Raw genomic sequence first — 24215 nt, 5'->3', positions numbered from 1 at the left:
CATGAGCATTCGGCGTATCCCATCCGGTGGAGAGTTTGAAAACCGGATCGGGTACTGTCGGGCGGTCGTGGCAGGTGGCTTCGTTCACGTGGCCGGAACGGTGGGACAAGGCGACGGCGTTGTGGATCAATGCCGAGCCGCCCTCGAAATCATCGGCAACGCATTGAACGAGGCTGGCGCATCCTTTGCAGATGTGGTGCGGGTCACCTATATGCTGCCGGAGCGTACAGAGTTTGCACCCTGTTGGCCGATTCTGTCAGAGACGTTCGGAAAAAACCCGCCTGCCGCGACCATGATTGAATGTGGCCTAATCGACCCGAAGTATCGGATCGAGATCGAAGTCACAGCACTCGTGCCTGAGACTCCAAACACCTGACCGCCTACGCTTCTCTTGCCAGATTGCTTCTGACCCCGCTAACGTGATCCACGGCCCGCGACAAACTGCGGGCGGATTTCTGGGGGGGAAACAATCATGACCATCATCAAGAGCAGCTTTCCGGATGTCGAGATCCGGGATGTGACGATCACCCAACGGGTGTTTGAGGGGCTTGGTGATGATCCGGATCGCGTGATCCTAATTGACGGGCCTACCGGGCGCAAGATGACGGTTAAGCAGTTCGTCGGTGGGATCAAGTCGTTGGCGGGTGGGTTGAACCAGAAAGGTCTGGGCAAGGGTGCCTGTATCGCGTTGATGGCCCCGAATCTGCCGGAATATTGTGTTGTATTTCATGGCGTTGCCTGGGCAGGAGGCACGATCACCACGATCAACCCCACCTATACGGCGCATGAGGTGCATCACCAGTTGATCAGCGCCGATGCCAGGATATTGATCACCATTGCGCCCTTTCTCGATACTGCGCGTGAGGCGATCAAAAATACGGGTGTCGGCGAGATCTACGTGATAGGCGACGCCGCTGGCGCGGCGTCGTTGATGGACCTGATGGGACCGCCACAGGAGGATCAGACGCCGGTCGATCTGGATGAACATGTGATGGCCTTGCCCTATTCATCGGGCACAACCGGGTTGCCCAAAGGCGTGATGCTGACCCATCGAAGCATGGTGGTCAATATCGATCAGACCCTGCAGGCCTCGGAGCTCAAGGGGGCTGAAATCGCGGTGGCCTTCCTGCCGTTCTTTCACATCTACGGGATGCAGGTTTTGATCAACATGCATCTGGCGGTTGGGGCGGCATTGGTGACGATGCCACGGTTCGATCTGGAGCAATACTTGGCGCTGTGCGAAAAATACAGGACGCCGCGCATGTGGATCGTTCCCCCGATTGCCATCGCCCTCGCCAAACATCCGATTGTAGACAACTACGACCTCTCGGCGGTCGTTCAGGTGAGTTCCGGCGCTGCGCCCTTGGGCGGTGATGTGGCCGCGTTGGTCAGCAAACGGTTGAATTGCATGGCGACCCAGGGCTACGGGATGACCGAACTCAGCCCGGTCAGCCATCTGGCACCGCCAGCACTAGCGCGGGCAGGGGCGTCAGGTATGACCGCCCCAAACACAGAATGTCGGATCGTCAGCACCGAAAACGGCGAGGACATGGCGCGGGGTGAGACCGGCGAATTGTGGGTGCGCGGGCCGCAGGTGATGAAAGGCTATCTGAACAATCCTGACGCCACTGCCGAGGCCCTAGACAGCGATGGATGGCTGCATACCGGCGATATCGGGCATTTCGATCAGGACGGGTATCTGTTTATCACAGACCGGGTGAAGGAGTTGATCAAGTACAAGGGCTTTCAGGTGGCTCCGGCCGAACTGGAAGCAGAGCTACTGACTCACCACGAGATCGTCGACGTTGCCGTGATCGGCGTGACCGATGATGAGGCGGGCGAAGTGCCGATGGCGTTCGTGGTGCCCGCGCCGAACGCGGAGGTCACGCTTGAGACTATTCAGGGCTATCTAGAGGGGCGCCTGTCGCATTACAAACAGGTCCGCCGGATGGAGATTGTCGACGAGATTCCAAAAACCGCAGCGGGCAAAATATTGCGCCGCGTGCTCAAGGACCGGCTTGCGGGCTGATCCGATTGCGAATGCAGCCATGTATGACCTGCATGGCAGACATTATTGTGGCGGCATGGCTTTATTGACAAGATGCGTGTAAGAGGCATCTTTGCTGGCGCAGAACCATACCGAGGGTCTCCTCAATGGGCTTTTGCCGCCTGAATTCTTAAGATCCGAGCGCCATAGACGAACTGCAAGCGTTTCAACGTATCGTCGAAACGCTTTGACGACCCGATACAAACAGGAACATTCGATGCCCCGCAAAGCTATTCTGGCTGCTTTCGCCGACCGACTTGTCATGCCCGATCTCAGATGGATGCCGGATGAACGGTTGACGCCGTCGCGGTTGCGCATCGAATTGCTGTCTGGATTGACCGTGGCACTGGCCCTTGTCCCAGAGGCGGTGGCCTTTGCCTTTGTCGCCGGGGTGCATCCGCTGGTCGGGCTTTACGCAGCGTTTCTGGTCGGGTTGATTACCGCGCTGATCGGCGGTCGTCCGGGGATGATTTCGGGCGCGACCGGGGCGTTGGCGGTTGTCATGGTGGCCCTCGTGGCACAGCACGGGGTCGAGTACCTGTTTGCCACTGTGGTCCTGATGGGCTTGCTGCAGGTGTTTGCCGGAATCATGCAATGGGGCAAGTTTATCCGCCTCGTGCCGCACCCGGTGATGCTGGGCTTTGTCAACGGTCTGGCGATCGTGATCTTTCTTGCACAGATGGGTCAATTCAAGGTGCCGGGCAGCATGGAAAACACCGGACACGGCGTTTCAGGCGGCGAATGGCTGAGTGGTATGCCGCTTTATCTCATGCTTGGGCTCGTGGCGCTGACCATGGCAATCATCTGGATCATGCCGCGCATCACACGGGTAATCCCTGCACCGCTTGCCGGTATCGGTGTCGTCGCAGGGCTGGTGATTGCGATGGGTCTGGATGTGCCTCGTGTTGGCGATCTCGCGTCTATTCAGGGTGGCTTGCCGTCATTTCATATCCCGATGGTGCCTCTGACGCTCGAAACTTTTGAAATCATCCTGCCTTATGCGATCATTCTCGCCGCCATTGGCCTGATTGAAAGCTTGCTGACACTGAACCTTGTGGGCGAAATGACCGGTAAGCGTGGCGGCGCGTCGCAAGAATGTATTGCGCAGGGTGTAGCCAACACCGTCACCGGCTTTTTTGGTGGCATGGGGGGCTGTGCGATGATCGGGCAGTCGATGATCAACGTGAAATCCGGTGGGCGCACCCGCGTCGCCGGAATCGCAGCCGCGGTCTTCCTGTTAATCTTTATTCTGTTCGCCGCCCCGGTGATCGAACTGATCCCGTTGGCCGCATTGGTCGGCGTGATGTTCATGGTGGTGATCGGGACGTTCGCCTGGAACAGCCTGACCATCCTGCGCAAGGTGCCTTTGATGGACGCCTTCGTGATCCTGCTGGTGACCGTTGTAACGGTGATGGAAGACCTTGCGGTTGCCGTGGTCGTCGGTGTCATCGTCAGCGCGTTGGCCTATGCTTGGAACAACGCGCGTCGCATTCATGCGGTGACACGGGATTCTGTCACCGAAAAAGGGGCCAAGGTTTACGAGATCAAGGGGCCGCTGTTCTTTGGGTCTTCGGAAGGTTTTGTCGAGCTGTTTACCATCGAAGACGACCCTGAAAACGTGATCATTGATTTTGCCGACAGCCGGGTGGTCGATCAATCCGCGCTTCAGGCGATCGAGGCCATTGCCGCGAAATACGCGGCTGCAGGCAAAGAGATCAAGCTGCGCCATCTCAGCCGGGATTGCCACAGGTTGCTGACCAAGGCGGGGCACCTGATCGTGGACAGCGACGATGATCCCGACTACGAACTGGCGGTCGATTATTCCGTGCGCACTGGGATTCTGGGCGGGCACTGACACGCCCAAAGAAATACATGTCTTTTAGGTGCCGCCCCATAACAGTGGGGCGACACTTTGCTTTTGCCGCTATGCTCCGGGCATCGCCATCTTGCGGCTTATCTGACCTGATGGTTCGTGAAGCTCGTCCGAGACAAATGCGAAACCGACATGTTCATAGAATGGGCGGCCGATTTCGTTGTCGCGAAACACATCGACGGTCAACGGGCCTTTGAGTTGTGCGGCATAGGTCACGAGCGCTTTGCCATAGCCCAGCCCATGACGCGCTGGATCAAGAAACAGGCCGCCGATGTCATTGCCAAGCAGGGCGATGAAACCGATGACGTGGCCATTCTCTTCCAGCACGTAGGTTTCCGCCTTGGGAACATAGATGTGTCGAATGGCCTGTTCCAGTTCGGCAACAAAGTCATCAGAGAGGAAGGGATGCGCCACCGCATTGGCATTTCGCCAAGCCACCATGACGGGTTCAATATCATCCTTGCGATAGGCGCGGATCGAAATGTTGGGAGTCTTCATTGGGTGATCCTTGTTAGCGTTGATTGAGTTGCGCGCGCACGACGGCCCCGCCCAACCGCGACAAGCGGTAAGGTTGGCCTTTTGTCGAAAGTACGAACCGGCGTTTTCTCAACCGACGGAAAACTTCATACGTGCAGTCGGTCAGAATATGACCCTGACGTGTAAAGCAGGTGATGTCTCTTATCTTGCCATTATCGCTGCGCTCATAGTGGATGGATCCACCAAGGGCGAGTTCATGCAAAACACGCTGTTCGTGCTTTGATATGTTCAAAGGAGTGTCTCGATTTCATGAGAGTACAGTCACAGGGCCGCTCAGCGTTGCGCGTGAGGGTCCTTGTTGTGTCCGTCATTCCTGATGTTTCGTGAAAGATCAGGAACGGGCGATTGCCCGGGTCTCTAACATAAAATCTCCATTGCCCGAGACACTCTGTTCTCGGGATGCGCTTCACATAGGCGTCTGTGCCGCAATTCTCAAGTCTTCAGGATGCTACTTTGCACAAACTGTCATCCAGCGATCACATGTGAGATCGGCGTAGCATCTGCTGTGTTGATCGAGGTCACAGTCTGTGCAGATCAGTCATCCGGTCGTACCAGTTCGAAAAGCTCGGTCACATGGCTGTAGTCGCGGTACCCCAGCCGCGCGAGGGGCTGGAACGTGGTGATATCAAACCGCCCATCGCGAATACAGTCGTCCCGCATGTGGATGCCAACAACTTCGCCCAACACCAGCCGATTGGATTCACCAGGCAGTTCGACGATCTGGGTGAGCTTGCATTCAAGTGATGCCGGTGCGCCCTGCACCCGTGCGCAGGGGATGGTTTCGCATTCGACTGCTGTCAGGCCCGCGGCGCTGAACTCGTCGACCTCTTTTTCGGCGCCTTTTGAGGTGATGTTCATCGCATCGCGCGCGGTGTATTCGACGATATTGACGCAGAACACCCCGGTTTCCGCGATATTTGCGACGCTGTCCTTGGTGCCGTTCTGATCTGGTTTGCTGCCCGTAGACGAAAACATCACCTGCGGTGGCACATAGGCAATCGCATTGAAGAACGAATAGGGCGCGAGGTTGTTGGTCCCGTCTGCGGCGCGACTCGAAATCCAGCCAATAGGGCGGGGCGTGACGATGGCATTGAACGGGTTATGGGGCAGGCCGTGACCGTCTTGGGGGCGATAGAACATGGGGTTACTCCGACTGTTTGCCCCAGACCTAGCGGCGTGTTAGGGCGAATTCCACCACATACCGCCGTTGGGATGATCGCGTGATAGAGCTTAGACCGGAAACCGGGGAGGATTGGTGGGAAGTCGAGGCGCTCTATGATCTCTGCTTTGCACCGGGGCGCGAGGCGCTGTCCTCCTACCGATTGCGCGATGACATTCCGCCAGTTTCCGGACTGTCGCTGGTGGCCCGTGACGAGGCGAGAATACTCGCCGGTGCGATCCGATTCTGGCCTGTGCGGGTTGGCAACGTGGCCGCACTTTTGCTGGGCCCTGTTGCGGTCCACCCGACCCACCAAGGCGAAGGGCTGGGGGGGGTATTGATCCGCGACGGGCTTGCCGCCGCCAAAACCAGTGGTTGGGAACGCGTGCTGTTGGTGGGCGATCGCCCGTATTATTCGCGGTTTGGATTTGAGCCGCTGACCGGCGTGGTGATGCCGCCCCCCACAAACCCCGAACGGGTGTTAGGGCAGGCGATCCGCGCAGGCGCGTGGGACGGGGTTCAGGGCGACGTCACGCGGTGGACAGACGCCTGACATTGAAAATCGCTGCCAGAATGCCAATCTTGTGATCACGCGCTACAGGAGCCGTGATGACAGATATTGAGATCGTCGAAGCCGTGGACGTCGAGGCAGAACTGGATCGGCTGGCCGCGCAATACCGGGCCGCCAGCGGTATCGGGGTGCGGGCGCTTAACCTGCTTGGCGGCAAGGCCGAATCCCTCTTGGAGCGCTTACCCGCGCCAGTCCGCGACAATCTGGGCGATGCGACCCAACGGGCGTTGACCCTTGCAATGCAGGCGGCGCAGTCAACCCGCAGCGCGGTGCCGGACCAGAAGCCGTGGGTTAATACCGCTGTGACAACCGCCATGGGGGCCGCTGGCGGGTTCGGCGGTTTGCCAACCGCTTTGATGGAGCTCCCTGCAACCACAACGGTCTTGCTGCGCGCGATTCAGGGAGTGGCAGCCGAGCATGGTTTTGATCCTTCTGCCGAGAACGTGCAGTTTGACTGTATCCGGGTATTTGCTGCCGCAGGGCCGCTGGCCTCGGATGATGGGGCCGATCTGGGGTTTGTTTCTCTGCGCCTCACGTTGAGTGGTGGTGCGATGCATAAGCTGATCGCGACGGTCGCGCCGAAACTCGCTACCGTGCTCGGGCAAAAGCTGGCCACGCAGACTGTACCGGTGCTGGGTGCAGTTGCAGGCGCGACAACCAACTATGTCTATACCAGCTATTATCAGCAGATTGCGCATGTGCATTTCGGATTGCGACGGTTGGCGATCGACGGAGACATCGCCGAGAATGAACTGGTCACCAAACTTAGCCAGCGCATGCAAGGTCGTCTTTCCTGACCGATGTCCGATCCTTCCTAGGTTTCAACGCTACGTTCAGACTACTCAGCCGCCGACTTGCCACTTGTTAAGCGCCGGAAAATTTCGCGCAGGTCGTGGCATATCTGCTGCTTTGTCCGGAATCAGAGCAACTGAATTGAGTTGCCTTGTTGCCCCTCTGGTTGTGAATGCGATAACGCAGGTCAACGTGTCGCATAGGGACGGAGACTGGGGTTGCCTGAACCAAGCGAATCCGACGGCACACGCCAGTGAACCAGTTGGGTATTTTCTCCGGGATGTCCAATGGCGGCCCGATTGCCAGTATGGGCCGCAGGTATCAGTGCCCCAAAATCGCAAGGACTGATCCGACGAGGGACATATGGGAGAATACGAAAAGGCAGAGCTGATCGCGATATGCCGTGAAAAGCTGCTGCTGAATGGTCTGGCTGTGCATGTCGAACAGGATTTTGACAGGGTGCCCCAGATCATCGAAACGATTGGCAAACCTTACCTGACGCCGAAGATGTCGCCATTCTTCAATGATTTTACCGGCGAAAACTGTTTTTGGCTTCGGCTTGAAAAGGACGGAGAGATTGTTGCCGTTGCAGGCGCGCGGCTGGATGACCTGGGTGAAGGCAGCATTACGGAATACTGGCGACGCACCATGCGCCGGCAATATGGCAATGGCGAGATCGAGATGGTGACACGGGTTGCGCCGCCGCTCGAGCAGGATCTCAAGGGGCGGTTGTGCTACTTTGGCGATCTCCATTTTTCGCGCGCGGCGGGTCGATCACTCAAGACGGTGCGCCGCTTTGTCTTGATCGGACATATGATCTCGGCGCTAAAGTGGAATCCGGACTGGACCTATGCGTTCCTGCGCGAAGACGATGTGCGCCGTGGTGGGAGCTATCACTATGGATTCAACCGCTATATACCGGATGCCCAATTCTGGGTCGATCCTCCGGCGCCGCGGGAAAACACCGAGTATTGCGTGATGACCAACCGTCGTGATCTGGCCTATATGGCCGAGTCCTTCATACGGTCACCGGAGCGGCTTTGAGTAGCTGATGATCACATCGCCGTCGGTTTCCGAAATGACCGGCAACAGCAACCGGATATAGTCGAGACGAATTTGCTCGGCATGGCCGGGTGCCAGCACGTTCAGCGCCTCTTCGGTCAGAACAGGTTGGCCCTCGGCGGCTGTGCGATAGTCGCGCAAAAGGCGCTTTTGCAGATCGCTGTCGCGGACCTCATCCAACGCAAATTGCAGGGATTTCTTGTCGGCAACGCCGAGTGTTCGTGCAGAGAGGCTGCTGCTTCCCATCCGCAACACCTCTATCCTGCTCGACCGGCCACTGGGCGCCTTGTATAAATCAAACCACTCGACAATCTTGTCAAAGCCGCTCAGTTGCCTGCCATATTTGAACCAGCGCAACATCATGTCATCGACCGTGGGTTCCTGACCACGCATCGTTGCGGCTTCGCGGAGGCTTCCGGCGATCTGATCAAAGAATTTCAGCGCCTGATCCGTGATCGGACCATCAGTTCCCAGATCGGTAACGTCAAACGGTTGCGATGTGCTGCCAGCCAGATAGGCGAGGGATACTTCGAGCTCGCGGGCCAGCTTGACGGAAATGTCCCAGCTTGGCGACGCCTTGGTACTGAGCATGGTTGATATGTAATTTGGGCTCATATCCAACGCACGGGATAGTCGCGCGCGGTTGCCGCCATATTTCTTGGATGCGTCGATGGCGCTGGCAATGCGGTCGTGAAAAACACTCATGGCAGCTCTTATTTTATCCGTACAAAATATAGGCCGATCGTATAATATACCGACTTTGCCGCAACCCGAGAATGCAGATTACGTAACGTTAAGAAAGACCGCGTCGTGCGGTCTAAATTCGCGATCGGATCGCTGATCTGGCGATCTTACGGGCCTTTTGTTGCTCGCGCAGAAAGACAAAGAGACCGGAGCTGACAATCATCGCCATGCCAGCCCAGACCGCGAGGTCAGGCAGCTCGGCCCAGAAAAACCAGCCCCAGAACACCGCCATCGGCATCAGAACGTATTCAAAGGGGGCCACCGTTGCGACATCCGCCAACCGATAGGCCTGCGCCAGACAATAACCGATGACCGCCGAGTTTAGCCCAAGCCCGATCAGAACGCCCCAGTCCCCGGACGCGGGCCAGACCCAGGCCCGCAACAGAAATATAATGCTGGCATTGTCGCTGCCCTCTGCAAAGCGCCCGTCGCCAGCGACCATCCAGAACCCCAGCGACACCAGAATGAAAATCACCTGAATATATACAGACAGGGCCGATGCTTTGCTGGTTGCGCCAAGCTTGCGTGTCATCAGTTGCAACAGTGCATAGGTCAGCGCGGCAAAGACCGGGAGCAGCAGGACGAGACGGTCCGTTTCAGGACCAGTGCTGCTTGCCCAGGGGCGCTGCATGATCAGCACCCCGGCGAATCCGACCAGAACGGCACCGATACGCAATGGACCGACCTTTTCGCCGAGGATCGGGATGGACAGCACGGTGATGAACAGCGGCGCGGCAAAGAACAGCGCGGTCGCATCCGCCAGCGGGATCACTGCCAGCGCCACGAAAAAGCTCATGTTGGACAGAACCACCATGACGCCGCGCAAGAGATGGAGACCGGGTTGCCGCGTTTTGAGGATGGTCCATCCCCCCTCCATCTGCACCAATGCTAGGCTGAACACCAATCCGATGGCCGACCGGGTGAACACCAACTGATGCAGGGGATACCCACCTGACAACTGTTTGATCAGCATGTCATTGATCGAGATGGCAGCCATTCCGGCAATAATGAATGCAATCCCGGCGGCGGGCCGGTTGTGGATCAATTCTGGCATGTAGCGACTCCCGGCGGCGACAGAAAATACCGTGGCCGCAGAGCGAATTGCTATCACAGCGGGGTGTTTTGTCCATCCCAACCCCCTGCACAGGCGCGCAATGGGCTGTGCATTCGGGCTCTGGTCGCGGCCCGTTTACGGGGATACTGTCGCGCAGTTCAAAACGCATGGCAGTGGAGAGATCATGTCAGTCATACTGTCCATCAAGAACCTGCAAAAGACATATGATGGTGGGTTTCAGGCCCTCAAAGGGGTCAGTCTCGATATTGAGCAGGGCGAGATTCTGGCGTTGCTTGGCCCAAACGGCGCGGGCAAGACCACGCTGATCTCCACAGTTTGCGGGATCACCACGCCAACCGGCGGAAACGTTACCGTTGGTGGCTATGACATCATAACCGAATTCCGGGGCGCACGCTCGCTGATCGGGCTGGTGCCGCAAGAAGTGAACCTCCAACCATTCGAGACGGTCATGAATTCGGTGCGGTTCTCTCGCGGGCTATTCGGCAAGCCGCGCGATGACGCATATCTTGAAAAAATCCTGCGCACGCTGAGCCTGTGGGACAAGAAGGACAACCAGATCACCACCCTGTCCGGCGGTATGAAGCGCCGGGTGTTGATCGCCAAGGCGCTCAGCCACGAGCCGCGCGTGTTGTTTCTGGACGAACCCACAGCCGGTGTGGATGTAGAGCTGCGCAAGGATATGTGGGACACCGTCGCCCAGCTCAAGGCGGATGGGGTCACAATCATCCTGACCACCCATTACATCGAAGAGGCCGAGGCAATCGCCGACCGGATCGGCATAATCACGCGCGGCGAATTGGTGCTGGTCGAGGAAAAGGCTGCGCTGATGGCGCGGATGGGTCGGAAGCAGATCGAGGTACAGTTGACCAAATCGCTGCAATCGATCCCTGCAGAGCTGGAAAGTTATGCATTGGAGCTGTGCAACGATGGGGAGGGTCTGATTTACACCTATGACGTTCACGGCCCGCGCACCGGAATTACCGGATTGCTGAACAGTATCGCGGCCGCCGGGTTGACCCTGCGCGATGTTCAGACCCGGCAAAGCAGCCTTGAGGATATCTTTGTCGATCTGGTGAAGGGAGAGCCATCATGAACATGTCCGCTGTCGGAGCGATCTACCGTTTTGAAATGATGCGCTTCTTTCGCACTTTGATGCAAAGCTTCCTGTCGCCGGTCTTGTCTACGTCACTCTATTTCGTGGTGTTCGGCGCGGCCATCGGCAGTCGCATCCAAGAGGTCGAAGGCGTCAGCTATGGGGCGTTCATCGTGCCCGGTTTGGTGATGCTGTCCGTAATCACGCAGGGCATATCCAATGCGGCCTTTGGCATCTATTTTCCCAAGTTCACTGGCACCATCTATGAATTGCTGTCCGCGCCGGTCAACTTTTTCGAAATCGTGATGGGCTTTGTCGGGGCGGCCGCGACCAAGGCGCTGTTCATCGGTGTGGTGATCCTGTTGACCGCGTCGCTGTTTGTCGACCTGACCATTCAGCACCCGATCGCGATGGTGTTGTTCCTGCTATTGACCTGTCTCAGTTTTGCGTTGATGGGATTCATCATCGGGATCTGGGCGGGAAATTTTGAACAGCTGCAATTGGTGCCCCTGTTGATCGTGACGCCGTTGATCTTTCTGGGTGGGTCGTTCTATTCGATCTCGATGCTGCCGCCGATCTGGCAGACGATCACGTTGTTCAATCCGGTGGTCTACCTGATTTCAGGCTTTCGCTGGTCGTTCTTCGGAACCGCCGATGTGCCGGTTGGTCTGAGCCTGTTGGCGATCGCCGGGTTTACCGTGCTTTGCGTGACGGTGATCTGGTGGATCTTCAAAACTGGTTGGCGCATTCGGAGCTAGGTCTGCAACCCACGCGGTTGTTACTGTCGCGCGAAGTGGCAATTTTGCCCGACGTTGCGTGAATTGCGGGTAGGGCGCGGATCTGTTCGGGACGACATCTTGTTTGTCGGGGGGAGGCATTCTACATCGATTGCATGAACTTTCGCATCCCCTTCCGCAAAAAGTCTCCTCTGGTCTCTGTCGTCCGGTTGCACGGGGCGATTGGCATGGCCGGGCGACGGTCGCTTAGCGATCACGCCCTCGCACCGATCCTCGAAAAGGCGTTCCATCGCGGCAAGCCCGACATGGTAGCACTCGAGATCAACTCGCCCGGTGGCTCTCCGGTGCAGTCCTCGCTGATCGGCGCTCGTATCCGGCGGCTATCCGAGGAAACCAAGGTCCCCGTGGTCGCCTTTGTCGAAGACGTCGCCGCATCGGGCGGCTATTGGCTGGCTGCGGCGGCGGATGAAATCTGGGCTGATGAAAGCTCGGTGGTCGGGTCCATCGGCGTGATTTCCGCCGGGTTCGGCGCACAGGTGTTTCTGGCACGACAGGGGATCGAGCGGCGGGTCTATACCGCTGGGAAATCAAAATCCATGCTCGACCCGTTCCGCCCGGAAAACGAAGAGGATGTCGCCCGTCTGCGTGTCCTGCTCGGTGATATCCACGACAATTTCATTGCCCATATCAAGGCCCGCCGCGGGCACAAGCTGGATACCACCAAGGATCTGTTCACCGGCGAAATCTGGCTGGCGCGGCGCGCGACTGATCTAGGCCTGATCGATGGCGTCGGACATCTGAAACCCAAGATGAAGGCCCGGTTTGGCGACAAGGTAAAATTCCGGCGCCACGAAATACGCCGCCCGTTTCTGTCCCGTTTCGGCGCGCAGATCGTAGACGATGCGGTTTGCGGCATCGAGGAGCGCGCCGCCTTTGCGCGTTTTGGTCTCTGATTTGATCATCAAGATCGTCACCTTGTTCCTGATCGGCATGGGTGTGCTTGCCATGTTTGGCAAACTGCGCCTGCCGGGCAGCCGGCGGCTGGCTTCGGCTAAGTGCCCGTCCTGCGGCCGGTACCGTATCGGCAAAGGGCCATGTTCCTGCGGCCATGGAGGGCGCGGATGACTCCCTGGCTGTTGTCGATGTTGGGGCTGGTCATTCTGCTGATGGCAGGAGACGCCTTGGTGCGCGGGGCCGTGAACCTCAGCCTGCGGCTGGGTGTTCCGGCGCTGATTGTCAGCCTGACGATCGTGGCCTTTGGGACATCGGCGCCTGAATTGCTGATTGCGATCAGCGCGATCCAGGACAATGCACCGGGCATCGCACTTGGTAACGTGGTCGGATCGAACACCGCCAACATCCTGCTGGTGCTTGGTATACCGGCGATGATGACGACCTTGCACACCAGCGAATGTGACAGCCGTAAAACCTATGTCTTCATGATCGCCGCTTCGGTTGTTTTCATCGCGCTCGCGTTCTGCGGTACGTTTACGCTTGGCAGCGGGTTGATCCTGTTGGCGCTGCTCGGGTTGGTGCTGTTTGACATGATGCGCGAAGCCCGCGCCCACCGCCGCTGCGGTGTTCCCGATGGGATTGTAGATATCGATGAGGCCGATCCTGACATGCCCTATTGGCGCGTCGGCCTCTATCTGCTCTTGGGTCTGATCGGCTTGCCGCTTGGCGCGCATCTGTTGGTCGAAAACGCGTCGCTGATCGCGCAGGAATACGGTGTCAGTGACACGGTGATCGGGTTGACGCTCGTGGCGGTGGGAACATCGCTGCCGGAACTGGCAACCACGGTCATGGCAGCGCGAAGGCGGCAGGCAGACGTGGCACTTGGCAATGTCATCGGGTCGAACATGTTCAACCTGTTGGCGATTGTGGGTATCGCCACATTCTTTGGCGATATTCCAGTTGATCCCGAGTTCTTGCGAATGGATCTTTGGGTTATGCTGGGCGCGTCGTTGTTGTTGATCCCGTTTGTATTCTTCCACGTGAACATGACGCGCATCTGGGGCATTGCTCTGACCGCGCTCTATGCGGTTTACATCATCGCGATATTGATCTGACGAAGAGAACCCGCATGTCACGCAGTCTCGTCACCGGAGCAGGAAAACGACTTGGGCGCGCGATGGCGCTGTATCTTGCTGCACGCGGGTATGACGTCGCGGTACACTATGCGCATTCGGCTGACGAGGCAGATGCTGTCGTTTCCGAGATCAAGGCGATGGGGCAGGCCGCCGTCGCACTCAAGGCGGACCTGCTGGACGAAGCCCAGTCGACTGCGTTGCTGCCAGCCGCAGCAGAGGCCCTAGGCGGGCCCGTGACCTGTCTGGTCAACAATGCATCAATCTTCGAGTACGATTCCCTCCAGAGCGCCACGCGTGAAAGCTGGGATCGGCATATGGGCAGCAACTTGCGCGCCCCGTTCGTGCTGACACAGGCGATGGCAGAACAGCGGTTGGTTCCTGCGATCGACGACGCCGGGGAACCAATGGCCTCGGGTCTGATTGTGAACATGATCGACGAGAGGGTGCGCAAGCTGACGCCCGAGTTCATGACCTACACATTGGCCAAGATGGGACTTTGGGCATTGACCCAAACGTCGTCCCGCGCGCTTGCCCCGGCCATTCGTGTAAATGCGATCGGACCCGGCCCGACCCTGCAGGGAGAGCGCCAGTCCGGCGCGCACTTTGCCGCACAGCGGGCGGCGACGATTCTTGAACGCGGAGCAAACCCGAACGATATTACTGCTGCCTTGGGCTACTTTCTGGATGCTCCTGCGGTGACAGGTCAGTTGCTTTGCGTAGATGGCGGGCAGCACCTTGGCTGGCGCACTCCGGACGTTCTGGGGGTGGAATGACGGTCTCGCTTGACGCAAGTTTTGCACCGATCACCTGGATGTTACGTTTCTGATACAAATTTGTGTTGAATATCATTAACTTGCGTCGCGCCGTAAAAAGTTTCGTTGTATTTCAACGGCTTAAATATCTGCCTAAAAATTAGACAATTCGGCGAAATCAGCCGAAACTAAGGGAAATATCCCGATCCCCGAAAGATATCATCAGACTTATCCACACAATCAGTGGATTTGTTAGGGGTTGATCCGTCCGGGTCAAGATTGCAGCCAGACGCAGAGAATCATAAGTATGCCCAATGACAGACGAGATCGAACATACTGCGACTCCGGTGCCAACCGGGCATGCCCGAATTCAAGGGTATCTGAAGACGCTTGATACCTCGCCCGGCGTTTACCGGATGCTGGATTCCGAAAGCCGTGTTCTTTATGTGGGCAAGGCGCGCAATCTGAAAGCGCGGGTGTCCAACTATTCCCGACCCAGTGCGGCGCACAGTGGGCGGATCGACCGGATGATCCGCGAAACCGCCAGCATGATGTTTCTGACCACCCGTACAGAGACCGAGGCATTACTGCTTGAGCAGAACCTGATCAAGCAGCTAAAGCCGAAATACAATGTGCTCCTGCGTGACGACAAAAGCTTTCCCAACATTCTTGTGGCGCGCGATCACGCCTTTCCGCAGATCAAGAAACATCGGGGAGCCAAGAAGGAAAAGGGCACTTACTTCGGTCCGTTTGCAAGTGCGGGCGCGGTCAACCGAACGCTGAACCAGCTACAAAAGGCGTTCCTGTTGCGCAACTGTTCGGACGCGATGTTCGAAGGTCGCACGCGGCCATGCCTCTTGTATCAGATCAAGCGATGCTCCGCGCCTTGCGTCGGACTGATCTCTGAAACCGATTATGTCGAAAGCGTCCGTGACGCTGAGCTTTTCCTGTCCGGCCGATCCACGCGAGTGCAGGAGGAGTTGGCCGAACAGATGGCTGCGGCCTCGGACGCGATGGAGTTTGAACGCGCCGCCGCGCTTCGCGATCGCATTCGGGCGCTGACGCAAGTGCAGTCCACGCAAGGCATCAACCCGCGCGGCGTGGCCGAGGCGGATGTCATCGCCTTGCACATGGATGGCGGGCAGGCCTGTGTTCAGGTGTTCTTTATCCGCGCCAATCAGAACTGGGGTAATCGCGACTTTTACCCGCGTGTCGGGCCGGATGTGTCCGCCGCCGAGGTGATGGAAGCGTTTGTCGGCCAATTCTATGACAACAAGGAACCGCCGCGCCAACTGATCCTGTCCGATGCAATTGAAAATGTCGATCTGATGGCCGAGGCCCTGACGGGCAAGGCAGGCCGCAAGGTCGAGATTCTGGTACCTCAGCGCGGTGAAAAGGCCGAACTGATATCAGGCGCATTGCGCAATGCACGCGAGTCGCTGGCGCGTCGGATGTCCGAGAGCGCCACGCAGGCAAAACTGTTGCGGGGACTGGCCGAGGCCTTTGATCTGGATGCACCGCCCGAGCGGATTGAGGTTTACGACAACAGCCACATCCAGGGGACCAACGCGGTTGGCGCAATGATAGTGGCGGGGCCAGATGGGTTCATGAAGAACAGCTATCGCAAGTTCAACATCAAGGGCGATGATCTGACGCCCGGCGATGACTTTGGCATGATGAAAGAAGTTCTACACCGCAGGTTTGCGCGGCTATTGAAAGAAGACCCGGAACGGAACAAGGGACACTGGCCTGACTTGTTGCTGATTGACGGCGGGGCCGGGCAGGTCAGCGCGGTTGCCGAGATCATGCGGACCCACGGGGTTCAGGACATTCCGATGGTGGGCGTGGCCAAAGGTGTCGACCGCGACCATGGCAAGGAAGAGTTTCACCGCACCGGGGCGCGTCCCTTTGCATTGCAGCGCAATGATCCAGTGCTGTATTTCGTACAACGTTTGCGGGACGAGGCGCACCGCTTTGCCATCGGCACCCACAGGGCCAAGCGGGCCAAGGCCGTGGGCGCAACACCGCTGGACGAAGTGCCCGGCGTCGGAGCAACGCGCAAGCGGGCACTGCTCGCGCATTTCGGCAGCGCCAAGGCGGTGAGCCGCGCCAATCTGAACGACCTGAAAGCAGTAGATGGTGTTTCCAACAGCCTTGCCGAAATCATCTATGATTTCTTTCACGACAAGGGGTAACTTGTCGCCGCGCTTGGGATCGGTGTTTTCCGCCGGTGATCGGCGTTTGGACTGAACATACACTTTTATGTTCCAAATCCGCGATGTAGGGTTCGGGAATGACTTGGAACCTGCCAAATATCCTGACAATCCTGCGGCTGCTCGCGGCACCGGGGCTTGCCGTCATGTTCCTATATTTCCAACGGCCCTACGCGGATTGGTTCGCGCTGCTGTTGTTTGTCAGCGCATCCCTCACGGATTGGGTCGACGGGTACCTCGCCCGCGCGTGGAAGCAGGAGACCAAGATTGGTGCGATGCTGGACCCGATTGCCGACAAGGCCATGGTCATTATCGCGCTGATGGTAATCGTTGGATATTCGTCGATGTCGCCCTGGCTGGTACTGCCGGCGACCGTGATCCTGTTTCGCGAGGTTTTTGTATCGGGGCTGCGCGAGTATCTTGGGGACACGGCGGGCACGCTCAAGGTAACCAACCTCGCCAAGTGGAAGACAACCGCACAGATGGTTGCCATTGCCGTGTTGTTCTTGCAGGGCATACTCGAACACTATCTGGGGCTTTCGACCACAGGTTTGGATCCGCAGATGGTTGGTGAAATTCTGAATGGCGATGCTGCGGACTTGCGTGGCTTGCGTTGGAAATCCGCAGCGATGGAATGGACAGGGCGCGCCGGTCTTTGGCTGTTGTGGCTGGCGGCCGCATTAACCTTGCTGACCGGGTTCGACTATCTGCGCAAGGCATTGCCGTTTCTCAAGGAGGTGCGCTGATGGATGTTCTGTATTTTGCATGGGTGCGCGAGCGGATTGGTCTGCCGCGTGAAAAGGTCGAAACCAGTGCGACCACCGTGGCCGAATTGGTGGCGGAGCTGAGCAACCGCGAGGAACGCTATGCAATTGCGTTTTCCGACCTGAGCGCCTTGCGTGTCGCCATCGATCAGGAACTCGCCGACTTTGATGCGCCGATTGCGGATGCGCGCGAGGTGGCGTTCTTTCCGCCAATGACCGGAGGCTAGGCGATGCGCGTAAGCGTGCAAGAAGCTCCATTTGACCTTGCTGCCGAGCTGCATGGCTTTGGAGGCGACGGTATGGGAGCAATCGTAACCTTTACCGGCGTCGTGCGGGACAACGCACAGGGCAATCTGGTGGCGATGGAGATTGAGCATTATCCCGGCATGACCCAGAGTGCGCTGACCCAGATCGCAACCGACGCGATAGAACGCTGGTCATTAGGGGATGTGCTAGTGATTCACCGGCACGGGCGTTTGAAACCGGGAGAGCAGATCATGATGGTCGCCACCGCCTCGCGCCACCGCAAGGATGCCTTTGAGGCCGCAGAATTCCTGATGGATTATCTGAAATCCCGCGCGCCGTTCTGGAAAAAGGAAATCACCGGTGGCGGTGCGGATTGGGTCGCGGCGCGTGACGAAGACGAGGCGGCGCTGGATCGCTGGTAGCGGCGTGCCTGCTTTACCCCATCCGGCCGCGCAACTCTTCGGCCTCAAGGCGGGCATCACGCAATCCGTCCATTGCTGCGCTCAGTTCCGCCTCGGTTTGGGACAGCTGGTTGGTCAATTCGGATTCACGCTGCTGTAGATAGGTGATCGCCTGATCGCGGGTTTCTTCGGCCTCGTGCAATTCCTGGCTCATCCGGTCGAGATCGGCGACATCGCTCTGTTTCACGCGGGTAAAACGGTGGACCAGCCAGTTTGCGAACCAGCCTGCCGCAAAGGCGACAAACAGGATGATGGCCGTGGCAATGATGAACTCAGTTCTGTTCATTTTCTGATCCTTGTTCGTCGTCGCTGGATTCTTCGGTCTCGGCCGCATCCTCGTCAGCGTTGGCGTTTTCCGCAGCAGATTGTTCTGCCACCGCTTCGAGGGTGGTCTGCTTTTCCTTGATCGGCTCTGGCCGGATCAAACGGAATTCGATGCGCCGATTGGCTTCGCGACCGGCCTCGGAATCGTTGCTTTCGATCGGGTTGGCTTCACCATAACCGACAGCGACATAGGTCGAGGTCAAAACCCGACGCGCACGCAGCTCGTTCAGCACCGATTGCGCCCGCGCCTGGCTAAGCTGCTGGTTCATGCTTTCACGGCCCTGACTGTCCGTGTGCCCCTGAATTTCCAGCCGGATTTCACCGCAGGCTTTCAGCACGTCGGCAATATCGTTCATCGTATCCAGCGATTCGGCTGCGATGGTGGCAGACCCCGGTTCGAACTGAATCTTGTTGATCGCCTGGATCTCGGCCAGTTCTGCTTCGCAGACATCCGGGTCGGGCGGCACGTCAACCGGTGGCGGCGGAGGCCGATAGGTGACATCGATGCTATAGGTTTCTGCTTCGCCCAGCTTGTCCGACAACAGGCCCGAGATCGAGGCGTTGGCGTCGTCGCGGGTGCTGACGCCGCGCAGTTCGACTTTTTCAGGCGTGACGATCACAGCGCCATTGTTGAGAAGTGCCAGTGCCTCAAGCCCCGACAGAACCCGGATGGGCCAGTCCTGCGGCAGGTCACTGACCAGCCGCGTTGCAGTATAGACCACGTCCGAGCCAAACCGTGCCTTGGCATAGCTGTCCACGGCCTGTCGCAGGGTCTCGTCACTCAGCCGGCCACGCAGCTGTACCAGCCCTTCAGGGCTGAGCGTGGCAACAAACTCGGGTGGGCCGGACGGTAGATCTCCGGGAGGTTCGGGCAGGACCGCATGCAGCGCAAAGACATCAGGCAATTCGGTTTCAAGCTCGCCCACGACCCGATCAAACACTGCCGCATTGATACCTTGCGCGGCAACCAATGTGATATCTGCATCTGCGATTGTCACTGATCCGCCGCCCAGCTCGGCCAAGGCGCCAATCGCCAGTTCGCTGGCGCGGGACCATTGTGGCGATGGAACACCCATCCCGATGGTACAGCGATCATTGCCCGACAGGCCTGCGCGAAAGGCGGCATTTAGAATGCGGTCTCGTGATTTCTCGTTTTCGGCGGAGCACGCATCAAAGCGTGCGCCGTCCTCGTCGATCAGAAAACGCATGGTAAAGGGCGTGATGACCGGACGGGGCGCGGCGATATCCATCGACATGCGAAGTCCCGGTGGCGCTGCGCGGGTGAGTTCCTTTTCCAGTGCGGCGCGGGCCTCGGCGCTGTCTGATATCGCCGTGATCCGCACAAGACCGGCTTCGACAGACAGTTTCGAACGGGGCAGGCGCGACAGGGCGGTCGCGGCAAAGCCAAGGGCATCGTCCCAACCGCGTGGCACGGGATAGGCCGCGGTTTCCAGAAGATCCGTCACCGGCGTGTCGCCAGCGATTTCAGTCAGCCGCTCGATCAGTGCCTCGCGGTCAGTCTGTGCCGGGATCAGGCCGATGATCGAAATGCCGCTGTCGTTGCGAAGAATCTCGGCGGAAAACTGCGGAGCGGCAAGGGCGGCAGTCGGGCGCACATCCATCTGGTTGATGACTCGTGCGGCGTCGACCACGGTGCCGACCCGGCTGATGGCATCAAAGCGTTTTGCCTCGGTTGGAGAGGTGCCGGTCAGGACGACTTGCAGACCATCGGCCTCGACCTCGGCCCAATCATATTCCGCTTCATCAAGGACCCGGCGCACCTCGATCTCGGAACCGTCTTCGATCGCCGTGACTGCAAAGCTGGCCGTAACCAGACACAACGCGCCGCCGATGGCGAATGAAAGCAAGGCAATAAGAAACGGAGATTGGCGCATGGGCGGTGTAGATTTTCCTAGATACCCGGCTGTCATAACGGTCCAAGCGCCGGGGTTCAATCAAGCGAACAGCGCCGCGCAAAAGAAGATGAGCGGAATCAGGCCGGTGTCGCGATTGAGCCGAAACAGGTGAAGCATCCGTTTGTCATCACTCGTATCAAAGCCCCGTAACTGCCATGCCATGTGCCAGCCCATGGCCCACGGCCCGGTCAACGCCAGAATCAGGGCGAGCAGCGAGGCGTTTGGAACGGCCGCATCGACGACGCCAATGGCCATCAACGCGACAACGGCCACAAGGAAATACTTCAGCCAATGCGCGGTGTTGTCGCCAAACAGACGTGCCGTCGATTTCACCCCGATCAGCGCGTCATCCTCGGTATCCTGATGCGCATAGATCGTGTCATAGAACAGGGTCCAGCAGATTCCGGCGAGATAGAGCAGCACGGCTGCCAGCTCGACCTTGCCTGTGTGGGCCGTCCAGGCGAGCAGCGCGCCCCAGTTGAACGCGAGGCCCAGAAAAATCTGCGGCCACCAGGTAAAGCGTTTGGCAAAAGGATAGATCGTGACCAGCAGCAGCGACAGGATACCAAGTGATATCGCCATCCGGTTGAACGTCAGCAAGATACAGAAGGCCAGCAGGGATTGCGCGCACATCCAGATCACCGCGCCCCATACGCTGACCTGCCCAGAGGGGATAGGGCGCGACCGGGTGCGGGCAACCTTTGCGTCAATATCGCGGTCGGTGATGTCGTTCCAAGTACAGCCCGCCCCGCGCATCAGCCACGCCCCGAGAGCACACCCAAGCGCGATCCATGCGTCCTCCCAACGGGGCAACTGATCCGACAGCATGGCCAAGGCCAAACCCCACCAGCACGGGATCAGCAACAGCCATGTGCCAATGGGCCGATCCGCCCGGCTGAGCCGCAGATAGGGCCGCGTGGCTTCGGGTGCGTATCGGTCAACCCAGTTATCGCTGGGCGCGTCGGCGACCTGACCATCTGGCATTGGCGCTTTGCCTTGCATATGTAGTCTCTCATGAACGCGAAAATCAGACTGTTTGTAGAGCAGCCCTTGGGGCAGGGGCAATCGGTTCCTTTAAACCGGGAGCAGGCGCATTACCTATTCGGGGTGATGCGTCAGAGCGCTGGCAATGCCGTACTGTTGTTCAACGGGCGCGATGGCGAATGGCGCGCCACAGTGACCGAGGCGGGCAAGCGAGGCGGTGTCTTGACCTGCGAAGAACAGACACGCGCATTGATGATGCCACCCGATCTGTGGCTGCTGTTTGCCCCGATTAAAAAGGCCCGAACCGATTTCATTGTCGAAAAGGCTGCCGAGATGGGGGCCGCGCGCATCCTGCCTGTGCAGACCGCGTTCACCAATGCCGAACGAATTCGGCAGGATCGGCTGCAGGCTCATGCTGTCGAAGCGGCAGAGCAATGTGGCGGCACCTTTGTGCCCGAGGTTGCGCCCCTGCAAAAACTTGACCGGCTGCTGGCCGACTGGCCCAGCGACCGGCAACTCATGTTCTGCGATGAAGTCGAAGTTGGGGCGAAACTCGGCTTGGCGCCGGGGATCGCCGCGGGTCCGTGGGCGATTCTCATCGGTCCCGAAGGCGGGTTTTCGAACCCCGAACGCGCGCGTTTGGCAGCGATGCCTCAATCTCACGTTGTCAGCCTCGGCCCCCGAATCCTGCGCGCGGATACCGCAGCCGTAGCGGCGATGACCTTGTGGCAACAGGCACTGGGGGATTGGCGGTGAGCTTTATCCGCCCGGAACTGCGTGCCGCCCTCTGGCGGTGGCGCGAGGCTTTGGCCGGAGCGGCGATGATCCTGCTAGGGCTTTGGTGGGTGCTGGGGCCCGGAGGGTTGTTGGGCTGGGTCGGTGGCGCTTTGATGCTCGGTGGGGTGGCGCAGAGCTTTGTCGGCGTGCAAAAGGCTCGGTTCCGCTCGGGCGGTGGCGGGCCGGGCGTTGTGCAGGTGGACGAAGGCCAGATCACCTATTTTGGCCCACTTGGCGGCGGCGCGGTCGCGGTCGCGGATCTGAACAGTATCGTATTGATTCCCGGCGGAAAACCGGCGCATTGGGTGCTGGCGCAATCTGGGCAACCAGAGCTGCAGATACCGGTCAATGCCGAAGGGTCCGAGGCTCTGTTTGATGTCTTTGCGGCGCTGCCGGGTATCCGAACCGAGCGGATGTTGGCGGAACTCCAGAATGGGCCGCTACACCCGGTTGTGATCTGGTCGCGTGGTTCATTGCGCCCCGAACACCAAAGGCTGCATTGACAGCCCGGCGAATTCACCGCACTCCTGACCGCCAAAACATCGACAAAGGTTCGGAGCGTACTCATGTCTATTCCACAGTCCGGCGGCGGACAGATCGAACGTTACGAACAGCTTGCGGAATACCTGGCGGATGGGTGCAAACCCAAGACCGATTGGCGCATTGGCACCGAGCATGAAAAGTTTGGCTACTGCAAGGATACGCTTTTGCCGATTCCTTACGAAGGGAAACGGTCGGTCAGGGCGGTTCTGGAAGGGCTACGTGATGCGCATGGTTGGTCGCCAGTCGAAGAAGGTGGCAACCTAATCGGGCTGGAAAAGGACGGCGCCAATGTCTCGCTCGAACCGGGTGGGCAGTTGGAGCTGTCCGGAGCACCACTGGAAACCATTCACGAGACCTGTGACGAGGTGAACGAACACCTGCGCGAAGTGAAAGACGTGGCCGACAAGGTTGGTGTTGGCTTTATCGGGCTGGGGGCTGCCCCGGTCTGGTCGCACGAGCAAATGCCGCTGATGCCCAAGGGTCGGTACAAGTTGATGGACGGCTACATGCAAAAGGTGGGCACTATGGGCACTACCATGATGCGCCGCACCTGTACCGTGCAGGTCAATCTCGATTTCGCATCCGAGGTGGATATGGTTCAGAAACTGCGGGTGGCCATTGCCTTGCAGCCTGTGGCAACGGCGCTGTTTGCCAATTCACCGTTTCTGGATGGCAAGCCGAACGGGCATAAGTCCTGGCGCTCGCGGGTGTGGCGCGATCTGGATGCGGACCGTACCGGCATGGTGCCCTTTGTGTTCGAAGATGGGTTCGGCTTTGAACGCTGGGTGGAATACGCACTCGATGTGCCGATGTATTTTGTCTATCGCGATGGCGAATATATCGACGCGCTTGGCCAGTCTTTCCGCGACTTTCTGCGGGGCGAGCTGCCGGCATTGCCCGGGGAAAAACCGCAGCTATCGGATTGGGCAGACCATCTGACCACGCTGTTCCCCGAGGCGCGGATCAAGAAGTTCATCGAAATGCGCGGCGCTGATGGTGGGCCGTGGCGCCGTTTGTGCGCTCTGCCTGCGTTCTGGGTTGGGTTGATGTATGATCAGGCTGCGCTGGACGCGGCGTGGGACATCGCCAAGGACTGGGACAGCGAAATCCGTCAGGCGCTGCGTGTCGCCGCGAGCGAGCAGGGCTTGCAGGCCCGCGTCGGGGACATCCAGATGCACGAGCTTGCACGCGAAGTGGTGGCAATTGCCAACGCCGGATTGCAAGCACGGGCGCGGCCGGGGGCGGGGGGCATGGTCCCCGACGAGACCCACTTCCTGAACGCCCTCAAGGAAAGCCTCGAAAGCGGTCAGGTCCCGGCTGACGAACTGCTCTCCCGGTATGAGGGCGACTGGAATGGCGATCTTGACCGGATTTATGCGGATTACAGCTACTGAAACGCACATCAGCCGCAGCTAGATAAAGCTGCGGCTGATGCAATGATAGCCTTTTCCCGAG

At 58.7% G+C, this 24215-nt stretch carries 26 protein-coding genes; 18 read left to right on the top strand and 8 right to left on the bottom strand.

The window, feature by feature from the left end; genetic code table 11:
- Position 1 precedes the first annotated feature (1 nt).
- The 3 genes from ABJO75_RS03655 to ABJO75_RS03645 all read left to right on the top strand — a co-directional run bounded on the left by ABJO75_RS03655 (position 2) and on the right by ABJO75_RS03645 (position 3902).
- A complete protein-coding gene (locus tag ABJO75_RS03655; RefSeq protein ID WP_348131218.1) occupies positions 2–376 on the top strand; it encodes a RidA family protein in 375 nt (124 codons plus the stop codon).
- 96 nt (positions 377–472) lie between these two features.
- Positions 473–2029 carry an AMP-binding protein gene (locus tag ABJO75_RS03650; protein WP_348131215.1) on the top strand — a complete coding sequence of 519 codons (1557 nt, stop codon included), beginning with the start codon at positions 473–475 and terminating at the stop codon, positions 2027–2029.
- A gap of 235 nt (positions 2030–2264) precedes the next feature.
- Positions 2265–3902: a SulP family inorganic anion transporter gene (locus ABJO75_RS03645; RefSeq protein ID WP_348131212.1), complete on the top strand. Its 1638-nt coding sequence runs from the start codon at positions 2265–2267 to the stop codon at positions 3900–3902.
- A 69-nt stretch (positions 3903–3971) separates the two neighbouring features.
- On the opposite strand, the gene ABJO75_RS03640 is transcribed toward ABJO75_RS03645, so the two are convergent.
- The 3 genes from ABJO75_RS03640 to ABJO75_RS03630 form a co-directional block, all read right to left on the bottom strand.
- Positions 3972–4418 (bottom strand): GNAT family N-acetyltransferase, encoded by a 447-nt coding sequence (locus ABJO75_RS03640; RefSeq protein ID WP_348131209.1) that lies wholly within the window; start codon positions 4416–4418, stop codon positions 3972–3974.
- 13 nt (positions 4419–4431) lie between these two features.
- Positions 4432–4689 carry a YjhX family toxin gene (locus ABJO75_RS03635; protein ID WP_348131206.1) on the bottom strand — a complete coding sequence of 86 codons (258 nt, stop codon included), beginning with the start codon at positions 4687–4689 and terminating at the stop codon, positions 4432–4434.
- Between the two features lie 302 nt (positions 4690–4991).
- On the bottom strand, positions 4992–5597 hold the full coding sequence (locus ABJO75_RS03630; protein WP_348131203.1) for a flavin reductase family protein: 606 nt from the start codon (positions 5595–5597) through the stop codon (positions 4992–4994).
- 80 nt (positions 5598–5677) lie between these two features.
- Here ABJO75_RS03630 and ABJO75_RS03625 point away from each other — a divergent pair, with 80 nt between their 5' ends.
- The 3 genes from ABJO75_RS03625 (at position 5678) to ABJO75_RS03615 (ending at position 8023) form a co-directional block, all read left to right on the top strand.
- Positions 5678–6169, top strand: coding sequence for an N-acetyltransferase (locus tag ABJO75_RS03625; protein ID WP_348131200.1), 492 nt, complete (start codon positions 5678–5680; stop codon positions 6167–6169).
- Between the two features lie 56 nt (positions 6170–6225).
- Positions 6226–6984 carry an EcsC family protein gene (locus ABJO75_RS03620; protein ID WP_348131197.1) on the top strand — a complete coding sequence of 253 codons (759 nt, stop codon included), beginning with the start codon at positions 6226–6228 and terminating at the stop codon, positions 6982–6984.
- A 358-nt stretch (positions 6985–7342) separates the two neighbouring features.
- Complete coding sequence (locus tag ABJO75_RS03615; protein WP_348131194.1) at positions 7343–8023, top strand: hypothetical protein; 681 nt, start codon at positions 7343–7345, stop codon at positions 8021–8023.
- On the opposite strand, the gene ABJO75_RS03610 is transcribed toward ABJO75_RS03615, so the two are convergent.
- Positions 8006–8746, bottom strand: a complete 741-nt coding sequence (locus ABJO75_RS03610) for a helix-turn-helix transcriptional regulator (protein WP_348131192.1) — start codon at positions 8744–8746, stop codon at positions 8006–8008. The genes ABJO75_RS03615 and ABJO75_RS03610 overlap by 18 nt on opposite strands.
- A 112-nt stretch (positions 8747–8858) precedes the next feature.
- Positions 8859–9839 (bottom strand): DMT family transporter, encoded by a 981-nt coding sequence (locus ABJO75_RS03605; protein WP_348131189.1) that lies wholly within the window; start codon positions 9837–9839, stop codon positions 8859–8861.
- A 184-nt stretch (positions 9840–10023) separates the two neighbouring features.
- On the opposite strand from ABJO75_RS03605, the gene ABJO75_RS03600 reads away from it, so the two are divergent.
- The 9 genes from ABJO75_RS03600 to ABJO75_RS03560 all read left to right on the top strand — a co-directional run bounded on the left by ABJO75_RS03600 (position 10024) and on the right by ABJO75_RS03560 (position 18177).
- On the top strand, positions 10024–10953 hold the full coding sequence (locus tag ABJO75_RS03600) for an ABC transporter ATP-binding protein (protein ID WP_348131187.1): 930 nt from the start codon (positions 10024–10026) through the stop codon (positions 10951–10953).
- The gene (locus ABJO75_RS03595) at positions 10950–11711 is read left to right on the top strand and encodes an ABC transporter permease (RefSeq protein WP_348131184.1); all 762 of its coding nucleotides are present in this window, start codon (positions 10950–10952) and stop codon (positions 11709–11711) included. Before ABJO75_RS03600 ends, ABJO75_RS03595 begins: the two co-directional genes overlap by 4 nt.
- Positions 11712–11845: 134 nt before the next feature.
- Positions 11846–12643, top strand: coding sequence for a S49 family peptidase (locus ABJO75_RS03590; RefSeq protein WP_348131183.1), 798 nt, complete (start codon positions 11846–11848; stop codon positions 12641–12643).
- A gap of 168 nt (positions 12644–12811) precedes the next feature.
- Positions 12812–13759 (top strand): calcium/sodium antiporter, encoded by a 948-nt coding sequence (locus tag ABJO75_RS03585; RefSeq protein WP_348131180.1) that lies wholly within the window; start codon positions 12812–12814, stop codon positions 13757–13759.
- A gap of 14 nt (positions 13760–13773) precedes the next feature.
- A complete protein-coding gene (locus ABJO75_RS03580; RefSeq protein ID WP_348131178.1) occupies positions 13774–14553 on the top strand; it encodes an SDR family oxidoreductase in 780 nt (259 codons plus the stop codon).
- Positions 14554–14846: 293 nt separating this feature from the next.
- A complete protein-coding gene (uvrC, locus tag ABJO75_RS03575) occupies positions 14847–16727 on the top strand; it encodes an excinuclease ABC subunit UvrC (protein WP_348131175.1) in 1881 nt (626 codons plus the stop codon).
- A 98-nt stretch (positions 16728–16825) separates the two neighbouring features.
- The gene (pgsA, locus tag ABJO75_RS03570; protein WP_348131172.1) at positions 16826–17491 is read left to right on the top strand and encodes a CDP-diacylglycerol--glycerol-3-phosphate 3-phosphatidyltransferase; all 666 of its coding nucleotides are present in this window, start codon (positions 16826–16828) and stop codon (positions 17489–17491) included.
- Positions 17491–17736, top strand: coding sequence for a molybdopterin converting factor subunit 1 (gene moaD, locus ABJO75_RS03565; protein WP_348131169.1), 246 nt, complete (start codon positions 17491–17493; stop codon positions 17734–17736). Before pgsA ends, moaD begins: the two co-directional genes overlap by 1 nt.
- 3 nt (positions 17737–17739) lie before the next feature.
- On the top strand, positions 17740–18177 hold the full coding sequence (locus ABJO75_RS03560; RefSeq protein ID WP_348131166.1) for a molybdenum cofactor biosynthesis protein MoaE: 438 nt from the start codon (positions 17740–17742) through the stop codon (positions 18175–18177).
- Positions 18178–18190: 13 nt separating this feature from the next.
- Here ABJO75_RS03560 and ABJO75_RS03555 read toward each other — a convergent pair whose 3' ends face one another.
- Genes ABJO75_RS03555 through ubiA form a run of 3 tightly spaced genes read right to left on the bottom strand, consistent with a single transcriptional unit; the run spans position 18191 to position 21458 of the window.
- Positions 18191–18502: a hypothetical protein gene (locus tag ABJO75_RS03555; protein ID WP_348131163.1), complete on the bottom strand. Its 312-nt coding sequence runs from the start codon at positions 18500–18502 to the stop codon at positions 18191–18193.
- On the bottom strand, positions 18489–20435 hold the full coding sequence (locus ABJO75_RS03550; RefSeq protein ID WP_348131160.1) for an OmpA family protein: 1947 nt from the start codon (positions 20433–20435) through the stop codon (positions 18489–18491). Before ABJO75_RS03550 ends, ABJO75_RS03555 begins: the two co-directional genes overlap by 14 nt.
- Positions 20436–20495: 60 nt before the next feature.
- A complete protein-coding gene (gene ubiA / locus ABJO75_RS03545; RefSeq protein ID WP_348131157.1) occupies positions 20496–21458 on the bottom strand; it encodes a 4-hydroxybenzoate octaprenyltransferase in 963 nt (320 codons plus the stop codon).
- Positions 21459–21470: 12 nt separating this feature from the next.
- Between ubiA and ABJO75_RS03540 the strand changes: the two genes are divergently transcribed.
- The 3 genes from ABJO75_RS03540 (at position 21471) to ABJO75_RS03530 (ending at position 24154) form a co-directional block, all read left to right on the top strand.
- The gene (locus ABJO75_RS03540) at positions 21471–22196 is read left to right on the top strand and encodes a 16S rRNA (uracil(1498)-N(3))-methyltransferase (RefSeq protein WP_348131154.1); all 726 of its coding nucleotides are present in this window, start codon (positions 21471–21473) and stop codon (positions 22194–22196) included.
- The gene (locus ABJO75_RS03535) at positions 22193–22720 is read left to right on the top strand and encodes a hypothetical protein (protein WP_348131152.1); all 528 of its coding nucleotides are present in this window, start codon (positions 22193–22195) and stop codon (positions 22718–22720) included. The genes ABJO75_RS03540 and ABJO75_RS03535 overlap by 4 nt, the downstream gene beginning before the upstream one ends.
- A 63-nt stretch (positions 22721–22783) precedes the next feature.
- Positions 22784–24154, top strand: a complete 1371-nt coding sequence (locus ABJO75_RS03530; protein ID WP_348131149.1) for a glutamate--cysteine ligase — start codon at positions 22784–22786, stop codon at positions 24152–24154.
- Positions 24155–24215 lie beyond the last annotated feature (61 nt).

Source organism: Sedimentitalea sp. (assembly GCF_039973035.1).
Lineage (GTDB): Bacteria > Pseudomonadota > Alphaproteobacteria > Rhodobacterales > Rhodobacteraceae > Sedimentitalea.
Note: the sequence above shows the minus strand (reverse complement) of the source record. Positions and strands in the feature narration are given on the sequence as shown.

Bases quoted from the DNA above. Each gene is read 5' to 3' on its own strand.
- ABJO75_RS03630 (WP_348131203.1), bottom strand. From the start codon at position 5,597: ATGTTCTATCGCCCCCAAGACGGTCACGGCCTGCCCCATAACCCGTTC.
- ABJO75_RS03655 (WP_348131218.1), top strand. From the start codon at position 2: ATGAGCATTCGGCGTATCCCATCCGGTGGAGAGTTTGAAAACCGGATC.
- ABJO75_RS03605 (WP_348131189.1), bottom strand. From the start codon at position 9,839: ATGCCAGAATTGATCCACAACCGGCCCGCCGCCGGGATTGCATTCATT.
- pgsA (WP_348131172.1), top strand. From the start codon at position 16,826: ATGACTTGGAACCTGCCAAATATCCTGACAATCCTGCGGCTGCTCGCG.
- ABJO75_RS03600 (WP_348131187.1), top strand. From the start codon at position 10,024: ATGTCAGTCATACTGTCCATCAAGAACCTGCAAAAGACATATGATGGT.
- ABJO75_RS03540 (WP_348131154.1), top strand. From the start codon at position 21,471: ATGAACGCGAAAATCAGACTGTTTGTAGAGCAGCCCTTGGGGCAGGGG.
- ABJO75_RS03645 (WP_348131212.1), top strand. From the start codon at position 2,265: ATGCCCCGCAAAGCTATTCTGGCTGCTTTCGCCGACCGACTTGTCATG.
- moaD (WP_348131169.1), top strand. From the start codon at position 17,491: ATGGATGTTCTGTATTTTGCATGGGTGCGCGAGCGGATTGGTCTGCCG.
- ABJO75_RS03615 (WP_348131194.1), top strand. From the start codon at position 7,343: ATGGGAGAATACGAAAAGGCAGAGCTGATCGCGATATGCCGTGAAAAG.
- ABJO75_RS03620 (WP_348131197.1), top strand. From the start codon at position 6,226: ATGACAGATATTGAGATCGTCGAAGCCGTGGACGTCGAGGCAGAACTG.
- ubiA (WP_348131157.1), bottom strand. From the start codon at position 21,458: ATGCAAGGCAAAGCGCCAATGCCAGATGGTCAGGTCGCCGACGCGCCC.
- ABJO75_RS03550 (WP_348131160.1), bottom strand. From the start codon at position 20,435: ATGCGCCAATCTCCGTTTCTTATTGCCTTGCTTTCATTCGCCATCGGC.
- ABJO75_RS03580 (WP_348131178.1), top strand. From the start codon at position 13,774: ATGTCACGCAGTCTCGTCACCGGAGCAGGAAAACGACTTGGGCGCGCG.
- ABJO75_RS03585 (WP_348131180.1), top strand. From the start codon at position 12,812: ATGACTCCCTGGCTGTTGTCGATGTTGGGGCTGGTCATTCTGCTGATG.
- ABJO75_RS03555 (WP_348131163.1), bottom strand. From the start codon at position 18,502: ATGAACAGAACTGAGTTCATCATTGCCACGGCCATCATCCTGTTTGTC.
- ABJO75_RS03590 (WP_348131183.1), top strand. From the start codon at position 11,846: ATGAACTTTCGCATCCCCTTCCGCAAAAAGTCTCCTCTGGTCTCTGTC.
- ABJO75_RS03610 (WP_348131192.1), bottom strand. From the start codon at position 8,746: ATGAGTGTTTTTCACGACCGCATTGCCAGCGCCATCGACGCATCCAAG.
- ABJO75_RS03530 (WP_348131149.1), top strand. From the start codon at position 22,784: ATGTCTATTCCACAGTCCGGCGGCGGACAGATCGAACGTTACGAACAG.
- ABJO75_RS03595 (WP_348131184.1), top strand. From the start codon at position 10,950: ATGAACATGTCCGCTGTCGGAGCGATCTACCGTTTTGAAATGATGCGC.
- uvrC (WP_348131175.1), top strand. From the start codon at position 14,847: ATGACAGACGAGATCGAACATACTGCGACTCCGGTGCCAACCGGGCAT.
- ABJO75_RS03640 (WP_348131209.1), bottom strand. From the start codon at position 4,418: ATGAAGACTCCCAACATTTCGATCCGCGCCTATCGCAAGGATGATATT.
- ABJO75_RS03650 (WP_348131215.1), top strand. From the start codon at position 473: ATGACCATCATCAAGAGCAGCTTTCCGGATGTCGAGATCCGGGATGTG.
- ABJO75_RS03560 (WP_348131166.1), top strand. From the start codon at position 17,740: ATGCGCGTAAGCGTGCAAGAAGCTCCATTTGACCTTGCTGCCGAGCTG.